This is a genomic window from Nostoc sp. C96 (assembly GCF_059384975.1).
This window is the reverse complement of record NZ_CM182020.1, coordinates 4,666,734-4,684,014: the sequence shown is the minus strand read 5'-3', so window position 1 is coordinate 4,684,014 and position 17,281 is coordinate 4,666,734. Positions and strand designations below refer to the sequence as shown.

Sequence of the window (17,281 nt, the reverse complement as noted above, 5' to 3'; positions counted from 1 at the left end):
AAAAAGCAAAAGATAATTGAATATAATTCTTTTACCTTTTGCTTTTTTACTTTTGCCTTATCAAACGGGCGAGGAGGGATTCGAACCCCCGACACCGTGGTCCGTAGCCACGTGCTCTAGTCCACTGAGCTACACGCCCCTGCCAGAAAAATATATTAGCACTATATTCCCAAACGATGCAAGACTATTCTCCAAAAAATTTTTCTGCCGAGTTAACCCATCTAGATTCCCAAGGGCAAGCACAGATGGTAGATGTTTCTGGCAAAGCGTCCACAGTCCGCCAAGCTGTGGCTGTGGCGAGAGTGCGGATGCTGCCAGAAACTTTAAATGCCATTCAGGCTGGCAATACTCCTAAAGGTGATGTGTTAGCCACGGCGAGGATAGCAGGGATTATGGCTGCCAAACAAACAGCGAATTTAATTCCCTTGTGTCATCCCCTACCATTGCAAAAAGTAACTGTGGAAATTACCCCCGATTCCCAATTACCTGGTTATCTCATCCAAGCTACCGTTAAAACCAAAGCTGAAACTGGTGTGGAAATGGAAGCTTTAACCGCCGTTTCTGTAGCAGCGTTGACTTTATACGATATGGCGAAAGCCTTAGAAAAGTCGATTCAAATTGAATCAATTCATTTAATTAGTAAAACTGGTGGGAAATCAGGAGATTACTCCGCATCAGAACTATAGGCTATTCAATCTCACCTATAGCTTTGTTAACATCGGTGGGATTGTCAAATTCTTCGTCATCTGGCAACTGCTCTAATAATGATAGAACCTTGCGATCTGCTCCTTGTTTTTGAGCGTGTTTAACTAATTTTTCTTTACTTGCGGGATAGTCAATTCCCTTTAAGTTTTTTTGAATCTCCACTGGGTTTGCTTTAGCCATTTTCGCCACCTATATCTTATTGGTTATTACCATGTTCACAAGTGGAGATATGGCCTTCCTCTATCAAATAGAAGAATCATTTATCACAAAAATAAATTTAAATATCACTCAAATGATTGATGTATTTAGCAGAAAACTTTATATTTATTATTATGGACGATTATTTGGTATTCATAACTACTGTTTTAGAAAAATATTATTCAGATATACAATTTTTTTAAATGAATGAATGAGATATTTTTGAGTAGATTTAAGGAATATCACAAAAGCCTTAATTATAAATAAATAAGTTTTTTTGATACTAAAATTTACTTATATTTTATGATTAGTTAAAGAATTTGCTAGTACAGGTCGGCTTAAATAAACAGACTATCTGGAATTGCTAAAAGGCTTGTGGTATCGTTATTCTTTCTTTTTACTTTTGCCTTTTTACTTTTGCCTTGTTGTACTAGTTATCACAAAATTGCTATATAGCGGTTCTCAAGCACATAAAATATACTCCACCCGCGCTGTCGCGCACCCTCACGCCACTTGCTAAAGGGAGAGGTAATTTTGTACCGCACCGGAGTTAGAAACGCTATAAAAGCTTAGGATGAAAATATCAAGCTGAAATTTATCAGCCAAGGGGTATTAAAGCTATGTCCCCTCCAGAACTAGATATCTTAGAAGCTCGGCGTGTATATAAATCTACTGGTACGATTCCGGCTCAGATGTTGCGCTCAACTATCTATCGTGCTTGGGAGCGATCGCATTTACAAGGCGCGAACCCTCAAGCTCTGCAAGCCGAAAAGCTATCCAGCCTAGCTACAGAGCGATTGCTCGATCAGAAGCGGACTTTGATTCAAATTGCTGCTCCTTATATCCGTATGCTCTCACAAGCAGCGGGGACAGAGCATCATGCAGTTATGTTAGGCGATAGTGAAGCGATCGTGCTGGATGTAGTGGGTGACAAACAGACTGTACAGGGGCCAGAACCTTTTCCTGGCCCTGGTTCTTTGTTATCGGAGGCTGTAGCTGGTGCTAATGGTGTCGGTACACCATTAGCAGAAGCAGATTATATAGAAATTATTAGTGCAGAGCATTTCATTGATGGGTTCCATCCGTTTACATGTCAGGGAATTCCCCTACGTGATGATAAACAGAACATTATCGGAGTTTTGAGTATCTCTTTACGACGCGCAGATGCTAGAGAACGCCTGAAAGAAATATTGCTGTGTGCTTCTCACGGAGTTGAAGCAGAATTATTAATTGCTAACTTAGAAAAAGATGTGCGTCGGGTTTTAGAGTCCAATCCCAATGAATATCAACCACTAGAAGAATTACGTCAAGATATTGTCCAAGCACATCAGGCTGCACGTTTAAAATTAGAAATCGTTTCGCGGATGGTAGCAGTTAACCGTTTAGATTACGCGATACAATTGCTGCGTCAGGCTGAACAATCAATTCAAATATTTCGTCGTCGTGCGGAAATTTGGCGCAATTTAGCATCCTTCGAGATTGGTACACTCCAACCTGTGTCATTGACTGATAATATATCCAATTTAGTGGATCTTCTCTCGACAGAAGCTGTGATTCGTCAGGTACAAGTAGTTACTGACTGGTACGAACCAATCATAGTAGTTGCTGATCCGAGGAGTCTTTTACGCCAGTTGCTGCGTTATTTTCTCCAAGCTCTTGATCATGCAGGTAAAGGTGGAACAGTCAAAGTAGTAGTAAAGGAAATTCCTAATTCTGAGTTAGCGCAAATTAGTTTCATCGCGAATTCAGTCTTGAATATCTCTCAATCAACACCGACTTCACAGGTTTTGTATCTACCAATCAAAAGCATTAAAGATGAACAGTAATCCTTCAGGGAAGCGCAAAATACTAATTGCAGACGATGACGATGATAGTCGAGCGATGCTGAGTTTTCTTTTAGAAGAGGAAGGTTGGGAAGTCAGGGAAGCAAAGAATGGTGAGGAAGCGCTAGAAATAGTGATCAAAGAGCAGCCAGATTTATTAATTTTAGATAATAGAATGCCAAAACTCACAGGAGTTGAAGTATATAAGCACCTCCAAGCACAAGGGATAAAAATAGCCGTCGTGTTAGCCACAGCACATGGTTATCTAGACGAATTAGCTTCTTCCTTGGGAATTGCTCATTTTATTTCTAAACCCTATGACATTCCAGAGTTGTTAAAAACTATTGAGTCTGCTTACAAAAATTCTTGAAGTTAAAGTTGCGACTTGGCATTCTTCCCAGACGATAGCAAGTACACTCCCAAACAATTTAAAATAATCAAGTGTATTGAAATTTGTAACAAATATTTATGCCTCCTCGTTGGCCTCGCAAACCCGATCGCAGCGACCCCGAATTTCGCAGGTTAGATGACCGAATGAATTTTGCTGTCCATGTCGCTGTAGCTGCCACAATTAACTCTGGTCTTTGGTTCTTTCATATTTTGAAAACAACAGATTGGCAGTGGTTACCGTTATTGACCACAGGCTGGGTAATAGTTTTGTTGGTGCATCTAGTGTATATTGCCGCGATCGCCAACTATTCATCCATACCGCCTAAATCCACCTGAAGACAGACAGTCCATGCTAGGGCTTATGTAACCTGTGGGAGTAGAGTTAGCTTGAGTACTTGAGCGATAATGATTATATAGGCTGAAATCTGGCACTCTTCCTTAAATATAGGGTGATTTTTATGGCTAAGACTAACACCGCAGAATTACTAGAAGCCCTAGCAGCGGAAATTGGCGAAAATGTCTATATAGATATTGCCAAGTGGCATCTCTATTTATCTGATGCCAAATTACATACCGTTGTCGCCGAGCAATTATATCCTTTAATTACTTCTAACGCAGTCAATGAAGACAGCGTAACTAAAGTGTTGGAATCTATACCTGTAAAAATAGGCGGCGGGAGAAGAGAACTAGCCCTAATTGATTTACTTCCCCTGCAATGTCAGGTGAATATCGTAGATATTTTAGAAAAATATCAGCGCGAATTTTAATTTTTGGACTTTAATTGTTCCATAATTTTTTGCTTTTAACACCCCTATTTTTAGGAGGTGATAGATATGAATGCCTATAAATTTCATGATGAATATACTCTGGCGGAAACAGCTGATCAACTAGGAAAAAAAGCCTTAGAGTTACATCTTATACCTAGCTTTGTGGTGCGTTATTTTCCTGATAGCAGACAATACTATATACCTAACGAACAAGAATCTCAACCGCTGACACCAGAACAAGCATATATGCACTTTAAAAAATTAGTTGAAGCTTCTGGTAAATAATTTTGAACCATCTACTTACAGAGGTTAATTATGTTGCTACAAATCAAAGATACGAGCGATTTAGTCAAAATTACTGATATTCAGGAATTAATCGACCCGAATGTGAATATCGTTCATGGAAAAGACCAAAAAGGTCAAGAAGAACAAGATAATGATTCCTTTTCTAAAGAAAATCTCGTTTTTCCTTCTGGTGAAAGTTTACCGCGCTGTTGGTTAGATGCTAACTATCGGGAGTAAAAGCTGCTCAATTTATCGGTGTGCAAACCTGCGGGAAGTTAAGTTGTTTAACTTCCACCGATGAAAATTTATAGGCGATCGCCGTATTATCAGGTTTATTGATCAGTCCAATAAAGATGCCAGGAAAGCTTGGGAACAGACCATAAAAATAGTGTCAATTTTACGTAATCAACCGACCTCTACGTCAATTACTGAGTTAAGTTACCATCAGATTAACTAACCAGTGATAGAAGTAGTTATGGCGCAGAATTGGTTGCGGATTACTCACCAAGATGACAAAATCCAACTTTCCTGGCAAAGAGAACAATCTGCACCACGTTCAGCACCTCCAGTCACCTTTGAGCATCCATTTGATGAACAGACATTAACTGAATTACGCTGGTACTTAGAAGAGTATTTACCTTTTCCTTATGGTATTTTCCCTGAGCAAGCCAAGAAAATCGAGCTAAAGTTTCAAGAGTGGGGACAGCAGTTATTTGAGTTAGTGTTTCCCCGCACTACTAAAGCTTGGGATTTTTTTCAAGAAGCTACAAGGGAAGGACTAGACAAGTGCGAAATTAATATTTCTTCTGATGATCCCAAGGTACTAAATTTGCCTTGGGAGTTGCTGTATACCCCCGATTATCAATTTCTGGCACCATCTTTAAGGGGAATGTATCGCAGTCTCAACGGTTATGCAGTGCGATCGCATCTCCAAGAATTACCCCAAGACAAGTTAAATATTTTACTGGTAGTTTCCCGTCCTTATGGCGAAAAAGATGTCGCCTTAAAAACTATCGCCCGTCCTCTACTCGAAGCCTTAAAACCAATTCAAAAGTATGTCAACCTGAAAGTGCTGCGTCCACCAAGCTTTGAGGCATTTGAGCAAAAACTAAATGCTCATAAAGGTTTTTACCATATCGTCCATTTTGATGGACATGGGGACTTTGACGAAAACAGCACTGGATTTCAACACTCCTACGGTAGCAAAGGCCAGGGAGTATTGGTGTTTGAAAATACCGATGGTTCACCTCAAATTATTACTGCTGCCCAAATTGCTCAAAGTTTAAATGACTGTCGTGTGCCGATTTTTGTGTTGAATGCTTGTAAATCAGCACAGGAAGGAGATGGTAGTTTTTCTTCTGTGGCGACACGCTTGGTATCTTTGGGGACAATGGGCGTAGTTGCAATGGCTTATAACGTGCAAGCTGAAGCAGCCAAACATTTCATCGGCAGATTTTACCAGCAACTAGTCACGGGAACCGATGTATCCAACGCTGTTGCAGCAGGACGACGACAAGTAATAAATCAACGTTTGCGTCCCAGTCCTAAAGGTGATTTACCCTTGGCTGACTGGATGGTTCCGGTGTTGTACCAGCAGGAAACTTACACACCGTTTACAAAAGTCAATCATCAAACAGAAGACTTTACTGATATTGATGACTTTTTGGCAGAACCTGTCAGTAATTTATTTGGGTTCCCAGAACAGGGACGCTACGGTTTTATTGGGCGAGACTACGACATTTTACGGTTAGAGCGAGCATTTCGCCAAAATAATATCGTGCTGTTGCAAGGTATGGGAGGTGTAGGTAAAACTGAGCTAACCGCAGGGTTTGCCCAATGGTTAGATGAAACTCAAGGACGTAAGCAGATATTTTTTACCTCCTTCGAGTCTGGCGCGTCACTAATTCGGGTAATAAACGAAGTCGGAAGAGTCGTTTGGGGAGATAAGTTTTCCCAGTATGAGGCAGCGCAACAACAACGAGCCGTCTTAAAATATTTGCAATCTCAGCCTTGTTTGTTAATTTGGGATAACTTTGAACCAGTTAATGGTTTCCCAACGGGAAATGAACCTTTACTGAGTGCAGAAGAAAGAAACAATCTCAAACAATTTCTCAAGGAATTACAAAGCGGTAAATCTTGGGTATTAATTACCAGTCGCCGCGCAGAACCTTGGCTTGATTGTGGGTATAGTTTAATCAATTTGCAGGGATTATCTCAAGCCGATGCCCAAGAGTTAGCCGCCAAGATTTTGCAAACGGTGGGTGTGGAGAGAAAGAACTTACCAAAAGAGTATTTGGAATTATTGAAATTGTTGGGTGGACATCCTTTATCATTGCGGGTGGCGTTACCGCATTTAAAGACGCAGACACCAACTCAGTTAATTGAAGCGTTGCGGCTGGGGTTGGATACTTTTAAAGGTGCAGAGGAGGAAGGTAGGGATAAGTCGTTAACGGTGTCCTTGGATTATTCTTTTGCTAAGTTGTCGGAGAAGGCGCGGCGACATTTACAGTTTTTGGCATTTTTTTCGGAACGGGTTAGTGCAGAGTTTCTGGCTCACTTATCGAATACAGAAATTGGTAATCCTTTTACCCAACAGTACCGTGATATTTTCAGGGAAAACCTACAAAAACTTGATTGGCAATTGATTTTAAATGAAGCATCAGATGCAGGAATTATTGAATATATTGGTCTAAGTATTTATAAAATTCACCCTGTTCTACCCTGGTATTTGAGGCACAAACTAGATGAATTTCATTCTAAATCAATTAATAAAGAATTAGAGCAAAGAATAGTTGGTTTTTATGCGGGTTTAGCTGCTAGACATGATTTGGAAATGATTAGTAACGCTCAGTATGCAACCAAGCTCTTAAAGATTGAAGAACCAAATTTATTGCAAAACTTACGACTAGCACAACAACAACAAGATTGGCACAGTGTACAACTAATCATACAAGCTTTAGGAGAACTATATGACCGACAGGGACGTACAGTTGAGTTCAGACAGTTGAGAAATAAGATATATAGTGTATTAGGTAAAGAAGTAAGCCTTGCTAAAGCAAAAGGTGCAACTGCTTTTGCTCTCTGGAGGCACCTAAGAGGAATTGATGCAAATGAAGCATCTCAAAATGGTGACTGGGATACAGCCGAAGAAATCTATGAAGAAATTTTGAATGAACTGCAACTATTAAATGATAAATCCATAAAGTATGAGATTGCCGCATTCAACCATAATATAGGTCATATAGCAGAAGAAAAAAGAAGTTTTCAAAAGGCAAAGCAAAATTACAAAATAGCACTGAGTTTCTATAAGTTGATGGGTGATGACTATCATGCGGCCTATGAGTATTTGCACTTGGGCATCATAGCTCAAAAACAAGAACTATTAGATGAAGCAAGTCATTACTATCATTTATCACTTGAAATTTACAAGCGAAACAATGACTCCTATATGGCTGCTAAAGTCTACCACCAGCTTGGTAGACTAAATCAAGACATAAAAAAGCTACAACAAGCTCTTAATTACTATGAAATTGCTCGTAAAATTTATGAAGAAGGCAGTAATTTACTGGAAGTAGCTCCTGTATATCATCAACTTGCTATGATTCTGCAACAACAAGCTAAGTTTGAAGATGCAAAAACTTACTATTTTAAATCAGTAAAAATTTTTGAAGATAATCACAATTTTTATAGTGCAGCTAGAGTATATTATCAACTTGGAAGACTAGCACAGGAACAATTCAAGTTTATAGAAGCAATTAGTTATTATAGAAAAGCATTTAACATTTTTGAAAATAAGCAAAATTGGTATGCTGCCGCTATGACCCTGACAGCATGGGGAGAAACATTAGAATTTCAGAAAAATTGGAATGATGCTTTACGTACATATATTCAGAGTTGGGTAATTTATTGTGAGCAAAAATTAAATTTGATTAGCCTAGAAGATATAAGAATACAATCATTAGCCCGTATGCTTCAGCAGTTAGGCGAAAGTCAGTTTCAAGCTATTTGGTGTGAGGCGACGGGTGAAGAGTGCGCGGGTGAGGTGCGTGAGGCAATTTGGCAAGCGCGAGATAGGCTGTAACAGTTATCAGTTATCAGTTATCAGTTTTGTTTTTTCTGTGCTAGGGAAGTATTGGTGTTGTTGATTGGGGGGATGATTTTTATTTCACGCAGAGGAGAAGAGTTTGAGAAATTGAATTTCTTGATTTTCATCGCAATTTATTGTGATTTATTCATAAGTTTTGTTTAAGTTGTGGTTGCGAATATATAAGCATTTGCCACAAATGTTGTAAGGTTGTGAACCAACGTTGTTATGTTTTGAATGAATGTTGTCATGTTCTGCATCAACATTGTCATGTTTTGAAGCAACGTTGTAACATTTTGAATGAATATTGTAATGTTCTGCACCAACGTTGTAACGTTCTGAATGAATATTGTAATGTTCTGCACCAACGTTGTAACGTTTTGAATGAATGTTGTCATGTTTTGAACCAACGTTGTAATGTTTTGAATCAACATCGTGACTTTGGCAACAAAAAGCAGTGATTGGTAAGTGTGTAGACGCTGTGGGGTTTGTCGTAGACATTATGCTGTTTAGAGTAACGGTGTTTTATTCTAGAAACAAAAAGGAGTAGCAGTATGCAAGCCTACAAACTGAATGCCAAAATTGATGAATCAGGTAATTTGATTATTAACGAACCTTTAAATATTGCCCCTGGTGAAGTGGAAGTGATTATTTTGCAGCCAATTGTTTCTAAGGAAAGTGTTGCAGAAGTCTCTACTGAACCACCAACAGACAAGCCAAAGAGACAAACAAAAATCAAAGCGTTACAAGGCTGGTTTGAAAAGACACAACCTGTATCTCCTGATTTTGATGGTGAACAAGCCAGATGGGAAGCTTTAAAGGAGAAACATAACTTGTGAAAGTTCTGTTAGACACTAACATTATTTTGGATGTAGCACTTGAACGACAACCGTTTTTTGGTAATAGTGATACAGTTGTATCTTTTGTTGAACAAGGACAGATAGAAGGTTACATCTGTGCATCTTCATTTAGCGACCTTTATTATATTATCCGTAAAGATAAAGGTCGAAATTTAGCTCTTGAGTTTTTAACAGAAATAGTTACTGTTTGCCGTATTGCTACTGTAGACAGTAACACAATTAACATGGCATTAAATGTTAATTTCAAAGATTTTGAAGACGCGATTCAATACAGCACGGCAGTAATTAATCATTTAGATGCTATTATTACTCGCAATCCTGGGGATTTTCCTGTAACTACTCCCCGAATCCTTACACCGGAACAGTTAATTCAAGAACTTACCAATACACCGTAAAATATTTGATTACAAATATATGACTACTCAATTATCTTCTACCGAAATTCAAGAACTGCAACAAATCATCCAAGATGAGCAAGCACAAAAAGCACTCGCTACTCTACAGCAAAATAACGGTGATTTAGAAGCAAGTTTTGATGAACTTTGGCAAGAGCAATTTGGTAAAGCAGCTTTCGGTAAAAATAAATCTCTATTACAATTAACCCTAAATGAAATTCGCGCTGAAATATGCGGCGATGAAGGTTTACAAGGCAAAATTAAAGAATATACGAAAAACCCTGGTAGTGCTGCTTTACTTAATAGTGTTATTGGTTCGTTGGTAACTGTAGCGGCTGTTCATGGTATTCCGATTGATGCTGCGATCGCCACAATTGTAGTTTTATATATCCTCAAAATTGGAATCAACGTTTTCTGCAAATATACAGAACCAGATAACAACCCATAAAAAAACGCAAAGACACATCTTTGTATCTTTGCGCCATTGTGAGAAACAACCTTAAATTAACTGCTAAATACTTCCACAGGTAAGCGACTAAACGCCAGGCGTTCATTCTGCACATCGACAAAGATGGTGTCGCCGTCGTGGAATTCGCTGCGGAGTAAGGCTTTGGCAATTTGCGTTTCTAACTCGCGCTGAATTGCCCGTTTGAGTGGACGCGCCCCGAACACAGGGTCGTAACCAACTTCGGCTAAGAAGTCAAGCGCTGCATCGGATAGTTTGAGAGATATCTTGCGATCGCTCAATCTTTCTCTTAATCTACCGACTTGCAACTGTACAATATGCCGCAGTTCTTTTTTATCTAAACTGTGGAAGATGATCACTTCATCAATGCGGTTGAGGAATTCTGGCCGGAAGCTATTCCGCATCGCTTCCATGACTCGATGACGCATTTCGTCATAACGAGCGTTATCTCCAGCAATATCAAGAATGAACTGGGAACCGATGTTGCTGGTCATGATAATAATTGAATTCTTGAAGTCTACAGTATGACCTTGGGCATCGGTGACGCGTCCATCATCGAGAATTTGCAGGAAGATATTAAACACATCGGGGTGTGCTTTCTCGATTTCGTCGAACAAAATCACTGAGTATGGACGGCGACGAATCGCTTCTGTGAGTTGTCCGCCTTCTTCATAACCGACATATCCAGGAGGCGCACCAATTAAGCGAGACACGGCGTGTTTTTCCATGTACTCAGACATATCAATTCGCACCAGTGCATCTTCGGTGTCGAACATATATCCCGCTAAGGCTTTGGCTAACTCGGTTTTACCAACACCTGTAGGGCCAAGGAAAACAAAGCTGGCAATGGGACGATTCGGATCAGCCAATCCCGCACGCGATCGCTGAATTGCATCGGCGACAGCTGTCACGGCTTCATCTTGTCCAACTACCCGCTGATGCAGTTCGTCTTCTAAATGCAGTAGTTTTTCTTTCTCCGATTCCACCAACTTACTGATAGGAATCCCTGTCCATTTAGAAATTACTTCCGCAATATCAGATTCGGTGACTTCTTCCCGCAGTAGAGATTTACCGCTTCTTTGGGCGTTAGCTAATTCACTTTCCGCTAATTCTAGTTTGCGATGTAAATCAGTTAAATTCCCATATTTCAATTCTGCGGCGCGGTTGAGGTCGTAGTTGCGTTCTGCTTGCTGAATTTCTAAATTCACCCGTTCAATTTCTTTTTTAACAGACTGAATTTTGTTGATGATATCTTTTTCAGACTGCCATTGAGTGCTGAGAGTTCTTTGTTCTTCTTTGAAATCAGCGATTTCTTTTTCTAGTCGTCCCAACCGTTCACGAGAAGCTGCATCGCTTTCTTTTTGCAAAGATAGTTTCTCCATTTCTAATTGGAGAATTTTGCGATCAATTTCGTCGAGTTCTTCCGGTTTGGAAGTAATCTCCATTTTCAACCTAGCAGCGGCTTCGTCTACCAAGTCAATGGCTTTATCTGGTAAAAAGCGATCGCTAATATACCGACTCGATAATGTCGCCGCAGCCACCAAAGCACTATCGGAAATCTTCACGCCGTGGTGGTTTTCGTAGCGTTCCCGCAAGCCACGCAAAATCGAAATCGTATCTTCAGCGCTGGGCTGATCGACATAAACTTGCTGGAAGCGTCTTTCTAAAGCGGCATCTTTTTCGATATATTTGCGATACTCATCTAAAGTTGTCGCCCCAATACAACGCAACTCACCCCGCGCCAACATTGGTTTTAACAAGTTACCCGCATCCATCGCCCCTTGGGTTGCACCCGCACCGACAACGGTATGAATTTCATCAATAAATAGAACAATATTCCCACCAGATTCGGTCACTTCTTTTAAGACTGCTTTGAGGCGTTCTTCAAATTCACCCCGGAATTTTGCGCCCGCAATCAAAGCACCCATATCTAAAGCGATGAGTTTGCGGTCTTTGAGGGATTGGGGAACATCACCCGCGACGATGCGTTGAGCGAGTCCTTCGGCGATCGCAGTTTTCCCTACCCCAGGTTCCCCAATCAACACGGGGTTATTCTTGGTGCGGCGCGAAAGAATCTGCACAGTCCGACGAATTTCGTCATCTCGACCAATCACCGGATCAAGTTGACCTTTGCGGGCGGCTTCGGTGAGGTCACGTCCATATTTTTCCAGTGCTTCGTATTTACCTTCTGGATTTTGGTCGGTCACTTTCTGGCTCCCACGAATTTGTTTAATAATGTTTTTCAGCTTGCTTTCGTCTAAACCGAATTCTTGGAGTAGACCTTTGCCAAAACGGTCATCTTTGGCATAACCCAGCAATAAATGTTCAATAGAAATATATTCGTCTTTAAAATCTTTGCGATAGTTATCAGCCCTATCTAACAGCGTATCTAAACTGCGTCCCAAAAATACAGAACTACTCGTACCAGATACCCTTGGCTGACGTTGGAGAAATTGATCAGTGCGATCGCGAATTTTTTGCAGATTCACACCCGCTTTGGTTAAAATACTGCTGGCTAAACCTTCTTGTTCTAGCAAGGCTTTTAGCAGGTGTTCACTTTCGATTTGTTGTTGGTGATATTGTTTAGCAATCTCCGGCGTGTGGGCGATCGCTTCCCAGGCTTTTTCGGTAAATTGGTTAGGATTAGTAGGTTGCATAGGCTTTTTGAATAACCACTCCCGACATGAGGCGCAGAAAAAAATCTTATATGGTTATTGTATGAAGCAGAGCGCAACCAACTGGATCGGTCTTCACGTCTTGGAGAAGTAGTATTATTACCTGAATAATGAATATTTTTCCACACATCGTGCTGCTTCGTTAAGACATGGCAAAAATTGTCACGAGGCGCACAAGAGGTTGAACAAATAGTCAAGATTGTGATCAATCATTAACACTCTCTGGAGGATGTTCACCCATTGCGTATAATACTCGGCGCAAATTTACAACTCCTTCTCTGTTCAACTGTAAGGTTTCTACCGTAGCTCTGCCTGTTGGAGTCACACCAATAACTAATGTAAAATCATTATTCCACGCAAAATTATCATTCCATAATTGTTGACGTGGGTGATACAAAGGTACAGTTTCACCAGTCACTGGGTCACAGCCTTGGATTTTATTATATTTGTGATTGTTACAACCCTGACAAGAAAGAGCCAAATTATCTAGATTTGTTTCTCCACCTTGACTTAGAGAAATAATATGCTCGGCAGAAAAAGCTTGAATAGCAAAGCGTTCTTGGCTTCTACAATATTCGCAACATCCATTAGCTCGCTGAACCACGAATTTTTTTTGCCGCGCTGTCACTCTATTTTCAGACATCATTTGTTGCTTGCGTGAATGCCTAAATGTTCCATTAAAGTAGTTAGTGGAATCCCACGCAAATGTGCTAATTCAGCTAAATTTTCTAGACGCTGTGCTTGGATTTTTTCTATTTCATCAGTTAATAGCAATAATTTTTGATACTCATCTTCTGTAAGAATTTCATGATCTCGTTTAGTAATTAATTCTTTGTAATCTCTCTGAAGATTTGGAGAAATACCTTGATTAATTTTGAGCAATAATTCTGCTTCTGCTTGCGGGAGTCTAGTAGCTTTACGTTGAGCTTGTAAAATAATAACTTGCGATACAAATTGTTCTAATTCAGACAAGTTTAATTGCTCAACTGCTTTGAGCAATTCTTCCGAAGATAATTGTACTTCAACTTTAACGATGGACATTATCTGCCTTTTGTCTGCTAATTTATTGGTAATTTGACCTTAGACTCCCACAAACATCTTCTGGATGAGCGATCGCTTTCAACAGTCATCGAGTGATAGCATCGATTGTTACAACTTGGGTGAATAAATTAAGGTGCAATTGCTTACATTAAACCCTTGATTAAAAGCGATCGCTCAGTCATATAGTTAATTCAATTACATTATTTTCTGGCAATTACCCACACCGCGTGTACAATCCCTGGGATATACCCCAAAAAAGTCAAAAGGATATTAATCCAAAAATCTTTCCCCAAACCAACTTGTAAAAACACTCCCAATGGTGGGATAAAAATCGCCGCTAAAATTCTAATTAAGTCCATTTCAGCCTCCTGTATCGGTCTATTTATACTCCTCAAAGATAACATTGCAAAAATGTGGTTTATCTGCTTCCTCAACCGCCACTGAGTTTAGCTTTATAACCTAGTTTGGTGACAATCTCCAAAATCTTTTGCTTGTGTTCGCCTTGAATTTCAATGGTGTCTTCTTTGACTGTCCCACCAGTACCGCATTGAGTTTTCAACTGTTTGACTAAATCTGCTAAAGTTTCCGGCTTGCATTGAAAGCCAGTAATCACGGTGACTGTTTTACCCTTGCGTCCGGTGCGAGTCGCTTGGATTCTCAGATTTTGTTGTTGCGGCGGGAGTTCTTGAATTGGTCTTTCGGTAGCAGCGGAGTTATCGTTACCGAATTCTTGGTAGACAAACTTTTTATCAGACGAGTTGGATTTAGAAGCAGACATACAACATTCCGGCAGTGATGAATCCTACTACATCCATTATGGTGTCAGACTTCCGTAATTACGAATTACGAATTACAAATTGCGAATTGCGCTGATCTGCCGGAGAATACCTATAATTAATGAAGTCTTTACTTGTCATCAATATTTTCTGTGACTACTACTCCCCTTTCTCCAAATTCTTCCACAACTGCTCAGGTTCCCGATACACAAGGACGCTTTGGACGCTTTGGCGGTAAGTACGTCCCGGAAACGCTGATGCCCGCTTTAGCTGAACTAGAAACAGCTTATCAGCAATATCGTAATGCTCCAGAGTTTCAAGCAGAACTGCAACAACTCCTGCGAGATTATGTAGGACGCGCTACACCGTTGTATTTTGCTGAACGTTTAACTGCTCATTATGCCCGACCTGATGGTACGGGGGCGCAGATTTATTTGAAGCGAGAAGATTTAAATCATACAGGCGCACACAAAATTAATAATGCCTTGGGTCAGGTATTATTAGCCAAGCGTATGGGTAAACAGCGAATTATTGCCGAAACTGGTGCTGGACAGCATGGAGTCGCGACAGCAACAGTTTGCGCCCGGTTTGGATTGGAATGCGTGATTTACATGGGCGTTCACGATATGGAACGCCAAGCCCTGAACGTATTTAGAATGCGGCTGATGGGGGCAGAAGTCCGTCCAGTGGAGGCGGGTACAGGTACGCTCAAAGATGCAACTTCAGAAGCAATTCGGGATTGGGTGACGAATGTTGAAACAACTCACTACATCCTCGGTTCTGTAGCTGGCCCCCATCCTTACCCAATGATGGTGCGAGATTTTCATGCGGTGATTGGACAAGAAACTCGCGCCCAGGCGTTAGAAAAGTGGGGCGGTTTACCTGATATTCTCATGGCTTGTGTGGGTGGTGGTTCCAATGCAATGGGGCTATTTTATGAATTCGTCAATGAGCCATCTGTGCGGTTAATTGGGGTAGAGGCTGCTGGCGAAGGTGTGAATACAGATAAACACGCTGCAACCTTGACAAAAGGACAAATAGGTGTATTGCATGGAGCGATGAGCTATCTGCTGCAAGATGAAGATGGACAAGTAACTGAGGCGCACTCAATTAGTGCTGGGTTAGATTATCCCGGCGTAGGGCCAGAACACAGTTATTTAAAAGACATTAATCGGGCAGAATATTATAGTGTGACAGATGCCGAAGCTTTAGCAGCATTCCAAAAACTGTCTCGCTTAGAAGGGATTATCCCAGCATTGGAAACATCCCATGCGATCGCCTATCTCGAAACTCTCTGTCCGCAACTTAGCGGTAGTCCCAAAATTATCATCAACTGTTCTGGACGCGGTGACAAAGATGTGCAAACCGTCGCTAAATTTTTAACTTAGCAATAAAAAGTGCTGAATTGAAAGTGCTAAGTGCTGAGGGAGTCGATTAAGCCAATTAACACAGTTGCGTTGCAGAGGAAGAATATCTTTCCTCTGCACCTCTTTGAACTGAACATATAACCGAGGCGTGTCATCATTTATTTCTCTACCCAGAGAATGATGATGTATGGAAATTTATGAATATGTAAGTTGGTTGGTAGTTTTGCCAGATATAGCAGCATAAATCCCCAGATGCTGGCTAATAGCCTATTTGTCCAGTTTACATAAGTCCGGTTACATTATCTGGAAGTGTGTTCTTTCAGTGTGTTTAGGGCTACCTATTAATGATTCAGAATAAAATATCCAGTGCTGGTGTAGCGACTCTGGCCTTGATTGGAGGCGTAACCGCTTTTTCTACACCAGTTCAAACTGCTACCTTGCAACAACCTAAAATGTCAGACCATAGCATCCAACTGGCACAATCAACTGTGAATACTGCGACATTAGAACTTGCAGTATTCAACCAAATTAATCAATATCGAGCTTCACTTGGTCTACCAGCGTTAAGCCGTAATTCAACTATTGACAATCAAGCCAGAATTCACAGTCAAAACATGGCTCAGGGGCGAGTTGCATTTGGTCATGATGGTTTTGGTGCAAGAATTCAAGCGATCGCAGTGACAATTCCCTATACAGCAGCAGCAGAAAATGTGGCTTACAATCAGGGATATAGAGATCCTGCTACTCAAGCCGTGCAAGGCTGGCTGAGAAGTTCAGGACATTTGGCTAATATCAAAGGTAATTACAATCTCACAGGTGTTGGTGTGGCGGTAAATAGCAGAGGTGCGGTTTATTTCACCCAAATATTTATCCGCACACGTTAGGAAGATAATTCAGTTAAAACTTGCTTAAAACTTGGGGTGCGTTACTAAATTTGCGTAACGCGCCCTATTTTTGCTGTATGGTTCTTAGATACATCGAATTTCTCTTGCAAGCTTATTGAGAATTAACTATGGAACCTATTTCTCTGATTATCGCTGCTTTAGGTGCTGGTGCGATCGCTGCTACTAAAGAAACCGCAGGGACAGCCGTGAAAGATGCCTATCAGGGTTTGAAAACCTTGATTAAGAAGAAGCTTGAAAGTGATCCTCTGGGAAAAGGGCTGGTAGATGCGAAACCAGAAGAAATTAAGCAAGTGGAAGGTTTGTTAAAAGATAAGCTTACTCAAGCTGGTGTTGATAAAGATGAGGAAATTATTAAAGCAGCCGAAGAGGTCATGAAAAAAGAAGATCCTCAAGGATTTGAAGAAGGCAAATATAACACAAATGTCACAGTTCAAGGTGATGTATTTGGTGTGGCTGGAACCAACTCAGGAACGGTTAATATTGGCCCAGTTACTAAGGGCAAATAAATAATCTTTAAATTGTGTTTAATCAAATTTAAATAAAA

At 40.5% G+C, this 17,281-nt stretch carries 22 protein-coding genes and 1 tRNA gene; 14 read left to right on the top strand and 9 right to left on the bottom strand.

All coding sequences use genetic code 11. The features are described from left to right. Positions 1 to 65 precede the first annotated feature (65 nt). A tRNA-Arg gene (locus tag AC504W_RS20035) sits at positions 66 to 139 on the bottom strand. Positions 140 to 176: 37 nt separating this feature from the next. Between AC504W_RS20035 and moaC the strand changes: the two genes are divergently transcribed. Next, positions 177 to 686 (top strand): cyclic pyranopterin monophosphate synthase MoaC, encoded by a 510-nt coding sequence (moaC, locus tag AC504W_RS20030; protein WP_494873979.1) that lies wholly within the window; start codon positions 177 to 179, stop codon positions 684 to 686. A 1-nt stretch (position 687) separates the two neighbouring features. On the opposite strand, the gene AC504W_RS20025 is transcribed toward moaC, so the two are convergent. Next, on the bottom strand, positions 688 to 885 hold the full coding sequence (locus AC504W_RS20025; protein ID WP_096579258.1) for a DUF2795 domain-containing protein: 198 nt from the start codon (positions 883 to 885) through the stop codon (positions 688 to 690). Positions 886 to 1,523: 638 nt separating this feature from the next. On the opposite strand from AC504W_RS20025, the gene AC504W_RS20020 reads away from it, so the two are divergent. The 6 genes from AC504W_RS20020 (at position 1,524) to AC504W_RS19995 (ending at position 4,405) form a co-directional block, all read left to right on the top strand. Then, a complete protein-coding gene (locus AC504W_RS20020) occupies positions 1,524 to 2,729 on the top strand; it encodes a GAF domain-containing protein (RefSeq protein WP_494873978.1) in 1,206 nt (401 codons plus the stop codon). Next, a complete protein-coding gene (locus AC504W_RS20015; RefSeq protein WP_494873977.1) occupies positions 2,719 to 3,096 on the top strand; it encodes a response regulator in 378 nt (125 codons plus the stop codon). The genes AC504W_RS20020 and AC504W_RS20015 overlap by 11 nt, the downstream gene beginning before the upstream one ends. 98 nt (positions 3,097 to 3,194) lie before the next feature. Beyond that, entirely contained in the window at positions 3,195 to 3,452 is a 258-nt protein-coding gene (locus tag AC504W_RS20010) for a hypothetical protein (protein WP_494873976.1), read from the top strand. A gap of 122 nt (positions 3,453 to 3,574) precedes the next feature. Beyond that, positions 3,575 to 3,883 carry a DUF3181 family protein gene (locus AC504W_RS20005; protein ID WP_494873975.1) on the top strand — a complete coding sequence of 103 codons (309 nt, stop codon included), beginning with the start codon at positions 3,575 to 3,577 and terminating at the stop codon, positions 3,881 to 3,883. 66 nt (positions 3,884 to 3,949) lie between these two features. Continuing rightward, on the top strand, positions 3,950 to 4,168 hold the full coding sequence (locus tag AC504W_RS20000; RefSeq protein ID WP_494873974.1) for a hypothetical protein: 219 nt from the start codon (positions 3,950 to 3,952) through the stop codon (positions 4,166 to 4,168). 30 nt (positions 4,169 to 4,198) lie between these two features. After that, a complete protein-coding gene (locus AC504W_RS19995; protein WP_096579244.1) occupies positions 4,199 to 4,405 on the top strand; it encodes an acetyltransferase in 207 nt (68 codons plus the stop codon). A gap of 7 nt (positions 4,406 to 4,412) precedes the next feature. Here AC504W_RS19995 and AC504W_RS19990 read toward each other — a convergent pair whose 3' ends face one another. Beyond that, a complete protein-coding gene (locus AC504W_RS19990) occupies positions 4,413 to 4,508 on the bottom strand; it encodes a hypothetical protein (RefSeq protein WP_494879666.1) in 96 nt (31 codons plus the stop codon). Between the two features lie 120 nt (positions 4,509 to 4,628). Between AC504W_RS19990 and AC504W_RS19985 the strand changes: the two genes are divergently transcribed. Continuing rightward, the gene (locus AC504W_RS19985) at positions 4,629 to 8,249 is read left to right on the top strand and encodes a CHAT domain-containing protein (protein WP_494873973.1); all 3,621 of its coding nucleotides are present in this window, start codon (positions 4,629 to 4,631) and stop codon (positions 8,247 to 8,249) included. A 147-nt stretch (positions 8,250 to 8,396) separates the two neighbouring features. Here the strand turns inward: AC504W_RS19985 and AC504W_RS19980 are convergent, their stop codons facing one another. Beyond that, positions 8,397 to 8,753 (bottom strand): hypothetical protein, encoded by a 357-nt coding sequence (locus AC504W_RS19980; protein ID WP_494873972.1) that lies wholly within the window; start codon positions 8,751 to 8,753, stop codon positions 8,397 to 8,399. Positions 8,754 to 8,806: 53 nt separating this feature from the next. On the opposite strand from AC504W_RS19980, the gene AC504W_RS19975 reads away from it, so the two are divergent. The 3 genes from AC504W_RS19975 to AC504W_RS19965 are packed head-to-tail and all read left to right on the top strand — an operon-like array spanning position 8,807 to position 9,955. Then, positions 8,807 to 9,091, top strand: coding sequence for a hypothetical protein (locus AC504W_RS19975; RefSeq protein ID WP_494873971.1), 285 nt, complete (start codon positions 8,807 to 8,809; stop codon positions 9,089 to 9,091). Further along, positions 9,088 to 9,507 (top strand): type II toxin-antitoxin system VapC family toxin, encoded by a 420-nt coding sequence (locus AC504W_RS19970; protein ID WP_494873969.1) that lies wholly within the window; start codon positions 9,088 to 9,090, stop codon positions 9,505 to 9,507. The genes AC504W_RS19975 and AC504W_RS19970 overlap by 4 nt, the downstream gene beginning before the upstream one ends. Before the next feature lie 19 nt (positions 9,508 to 9,526). Continuing rightward, positions 9,527 to 9,955 carry a hypothetical protein gene (locus tag AC504W_RS19965; RefSeq protein WP_494873967.1) on the top strand — a complete coding sequence of 143 codons (429 nt, stop codon included), beginning with the start codon at positions 9,527 to 9,529 and terminating at the stop codon, positions 9,953 to 9,955. Positions 9,956 to 10,011: 56 nt separating this feature from the next. On the opposite strand, the gene clpB is transcribed toward AC504W_RS19965, so the two are convergent. From clpB to AC504W_RS19940, 5 genes are all read right to left on the bottom strand, one after another. Further along, on the bottom strand, positions 10,012 to 12,630 hold the full coding sequence (gene clpB, locus AC504W_RS19960; RefSeq protein ID WP_494873965.1) for an ATP-dependent chaperone ClpB: 2,619 nt from the start codon (positions 12,628 to 12,630) through the stop codon (positions 10,012 to 10,014). A gap of 223 nt (positions 12,631 to 12,853) precedes the next feature. Continuing rightward, positions 12,854 to 13,294 carry an HNH endonuclease gene (locus AC504W_RS19955; protein ID WP_494873964.1) on the bottom strand — a complete coding sequence of 147 codons (441 nt, stop codon included), beginning with the start codon at positions 13,292 to 13,294 and terminating at the stop codon, positions 12,854 to 12,856. Then, on the bottom strand, positions 13,291 to 13,689 hold the full coding sequence (locus AC504W_RS19950) for an STAS/SEC14 domain-containing protein (RefSeq protein ID WP_494873963.1): 399 nt from the start codon (positions 13,687 to 13,689) through the stop codon (positions 13,291 to 13,293). Before AC504W_RS19950 ends, AC504W_RS19955 begins: the two co-directional genes overlap by 4 nt. A 200-nt stretch (positions 13,690 to 13,889) precedes the next feature. Next, positions 13,890 to 14,048, bottom strand: coding sequence for a YqaE/Pmp3 family membrane protein (locus tag AC504W_RS19945; RefSeq protein ID WP_103126829.1), 159 nt, complete (start codon positions 14,046 to 14,048; stop codon positions 13,890 to 13,892). 71 nt (positions 14,049 to 14,119) lie between these two features. Next, complete coding sequence (locus AC504W_RS19940) at positions 14,120 to 14,467, bottom strand: translation initiation factor (protein ID WP_103126823.1); 348 nt, start codon at positions 14,465 to 14,467, stop codon at positions 14,120 to 14,122. Positions 14,468 to 14,617: 150 nt separating this feature from the next. Here AC504W_RS19940 and trpB point away from each other — a divergent pair, with 150 nt between their 5' ends. From trpB to AC504W_RS19925, 3 genes are all read left to right on the top strand, one after another. Further along, positions 14,618 to 15,853: a tryptophan synthase subunit beta gene (gene trpB / locus AC504W_RS19935; RefSeq protein WP_494873962.1), complete on the top strand. Its 1,236-nt coding sequence runs from the start codon at positions 14,618 to 14,620 to the stop codon at positions 15,851 to 15,853. A gap of 323 nt (positions 15,854 to 16,176) precedes the next feature. Then, a complete protein-coding gene (locus tag AC504W_RS19930) occupies positions 16,177 to 16,716 on the top strand; it encodes a CAP domain-containing protein (RefSeq protein ID WP_494873961.1) in 540 nt (179 codons plus the stop codon). 128 nt (positions 16,717 to 16,844) lie between these two features. After that, the gene (locus tag AC504W_RS19925) at positions 16,845 to 17,243 is read left to right on the top strand and encodes a Het-E N-terminal domain-containing protein (protein WP_494873960.1); all 399 of its coding nucleotides are present in this window, start codon (positions 16,845 to 16,847) and stop codon (positions 17,241 to 17,243) included. Positions 17,244 to 17,281: the final 38 nt, after the last annotated feature.

Excerpts from the sequence above, each read along its gene's own strand:
- AC504W_RS19930 (WP_494873961.1), top strand. The coding sequence starts at position 16,177 with ATGATTCAGAATAAAATATCCAGTGCTGGTGTAGCGACTCTGGCCTTG.
- AC504W_RS20015 (WP_494873977.1), top strand. The coding sequence starts at position 2,719 with ATGAACAGTAATCCTTCAGGGAAGCGCAAAATACTAATTGCAGACGAT.
- AC504W_RS19980 (WP_494873972.1), bottom strand. The coding sequence starts at position 8,753 with ATGTCTACGACAAACCCCACAGCGTCTACACACTTACCAATCACTGCT.
- AC504W_RS19925 (WP_494873960.1), top strand. The coding sequence starts at position 16,845 with ATGGAACCTATTTCTCTGATTATCGCTGCTTTAGGTGCTGGTGCGATC.
- AC504W_RS19975 (WP_494873971.1), top strand. The coding sequence starts at position 8,807 with ATGCAAGCCTACAAACTGAATGCCAAAATTGATGAATCAGGTAATTTG.
- moaC (WP_494873979.1), top strand. The coding sequence starts at position 177 with ATGCAAGACTATTCTCCAAAAAATTTTTCTGCCGAGTTAACCCATCTA.
- AC504W_RS19950 (WP_494873963.1), bottom strand. The coding sequence starts at position 13,689 with ATGTCCATCGTTAAAGTTGAAGTACAATTATCTTCGGAAGAATTGCTC.
- AC504W_RS19945 (WP_103126829.1), bottom strand. The coding sequence starts at position 14,048 with ATGGACTTAATTAGAATTTTAGCGGCGATTTTTATCCCACCATTGGGA.
- AC504W_RS20020 (WP_494873978.1), top strand. The coding sequence starts at position 1,524 with ATGTCCCCTCCAGAACTAGATATCTTAGAAGCTCGGCGTGTATATAAA.
- AC504W_RS20000 (WP_494873974.1), top strand. The coding sequence starts at position 3,950 with ATGAATGCCTATAAATTTCATGATGAATATACTCTGGCGGAAACAGCT.
- AC504W_RS19940 (WP_103126823.1), bottom strand. The coding sequence starts at position 14,467 with ATGTCTGCTTCTAAATCCAACTCGTCTGATAAAAAGTTTGTCTACCAA.
- AC504W_RS19965 (WP_494873967.1), top strand. The coding sequence starts at position 9,527 with ATGACTACTCAATTATCTTCTACCGAAATTCAAGAACTGCAACAAATC.
- AC504W_RS19995 (WP_096579244.1), top strand. The coding sequence starts at position 4,199 with ATGTTGCTACAAATCAAAGATACGAGCGATTTAGTCAAAATTACTGAT.
- AC504W_RS19955 (WP_494873964.1), bottom strand. The coding sequence starts at position 13,294 with ATGATGTCTGAAAATAGAGTGACAGCGCGGCAAAAAAAATTCGTGGTT.
- AC504W_RS20010 (WP_494873976.1), top strand. The coding sequence starts at position 3,195 with ATGCCTCCTCGTTGGCCTCGCAAACCCGATCGCAGCGACCCCGAATTT.
- AC504W_RS20005 (WP_494873975.1), top strand. The coding sequence starts at position 3,575 with ATGGCTAAGACTAACACCGCAGAATTACTAGAAGCCCTAGCAGCGGAA.
- AC504W_RS20025 (WP_096579258.1), bottom strand. The coding sequence starts at position 885 with ATGGCTAAAGCAAACCCAGTGGAGATTCAAAAAAACTTAAAGGGAATT.
- clpB (WP_494873965.1), bottom strand. The coding sequence starts at position 12,630 with ATGCAACCTACTAATCCTAACCAATTTACCGAAAAAGCCTGGGAAGCG.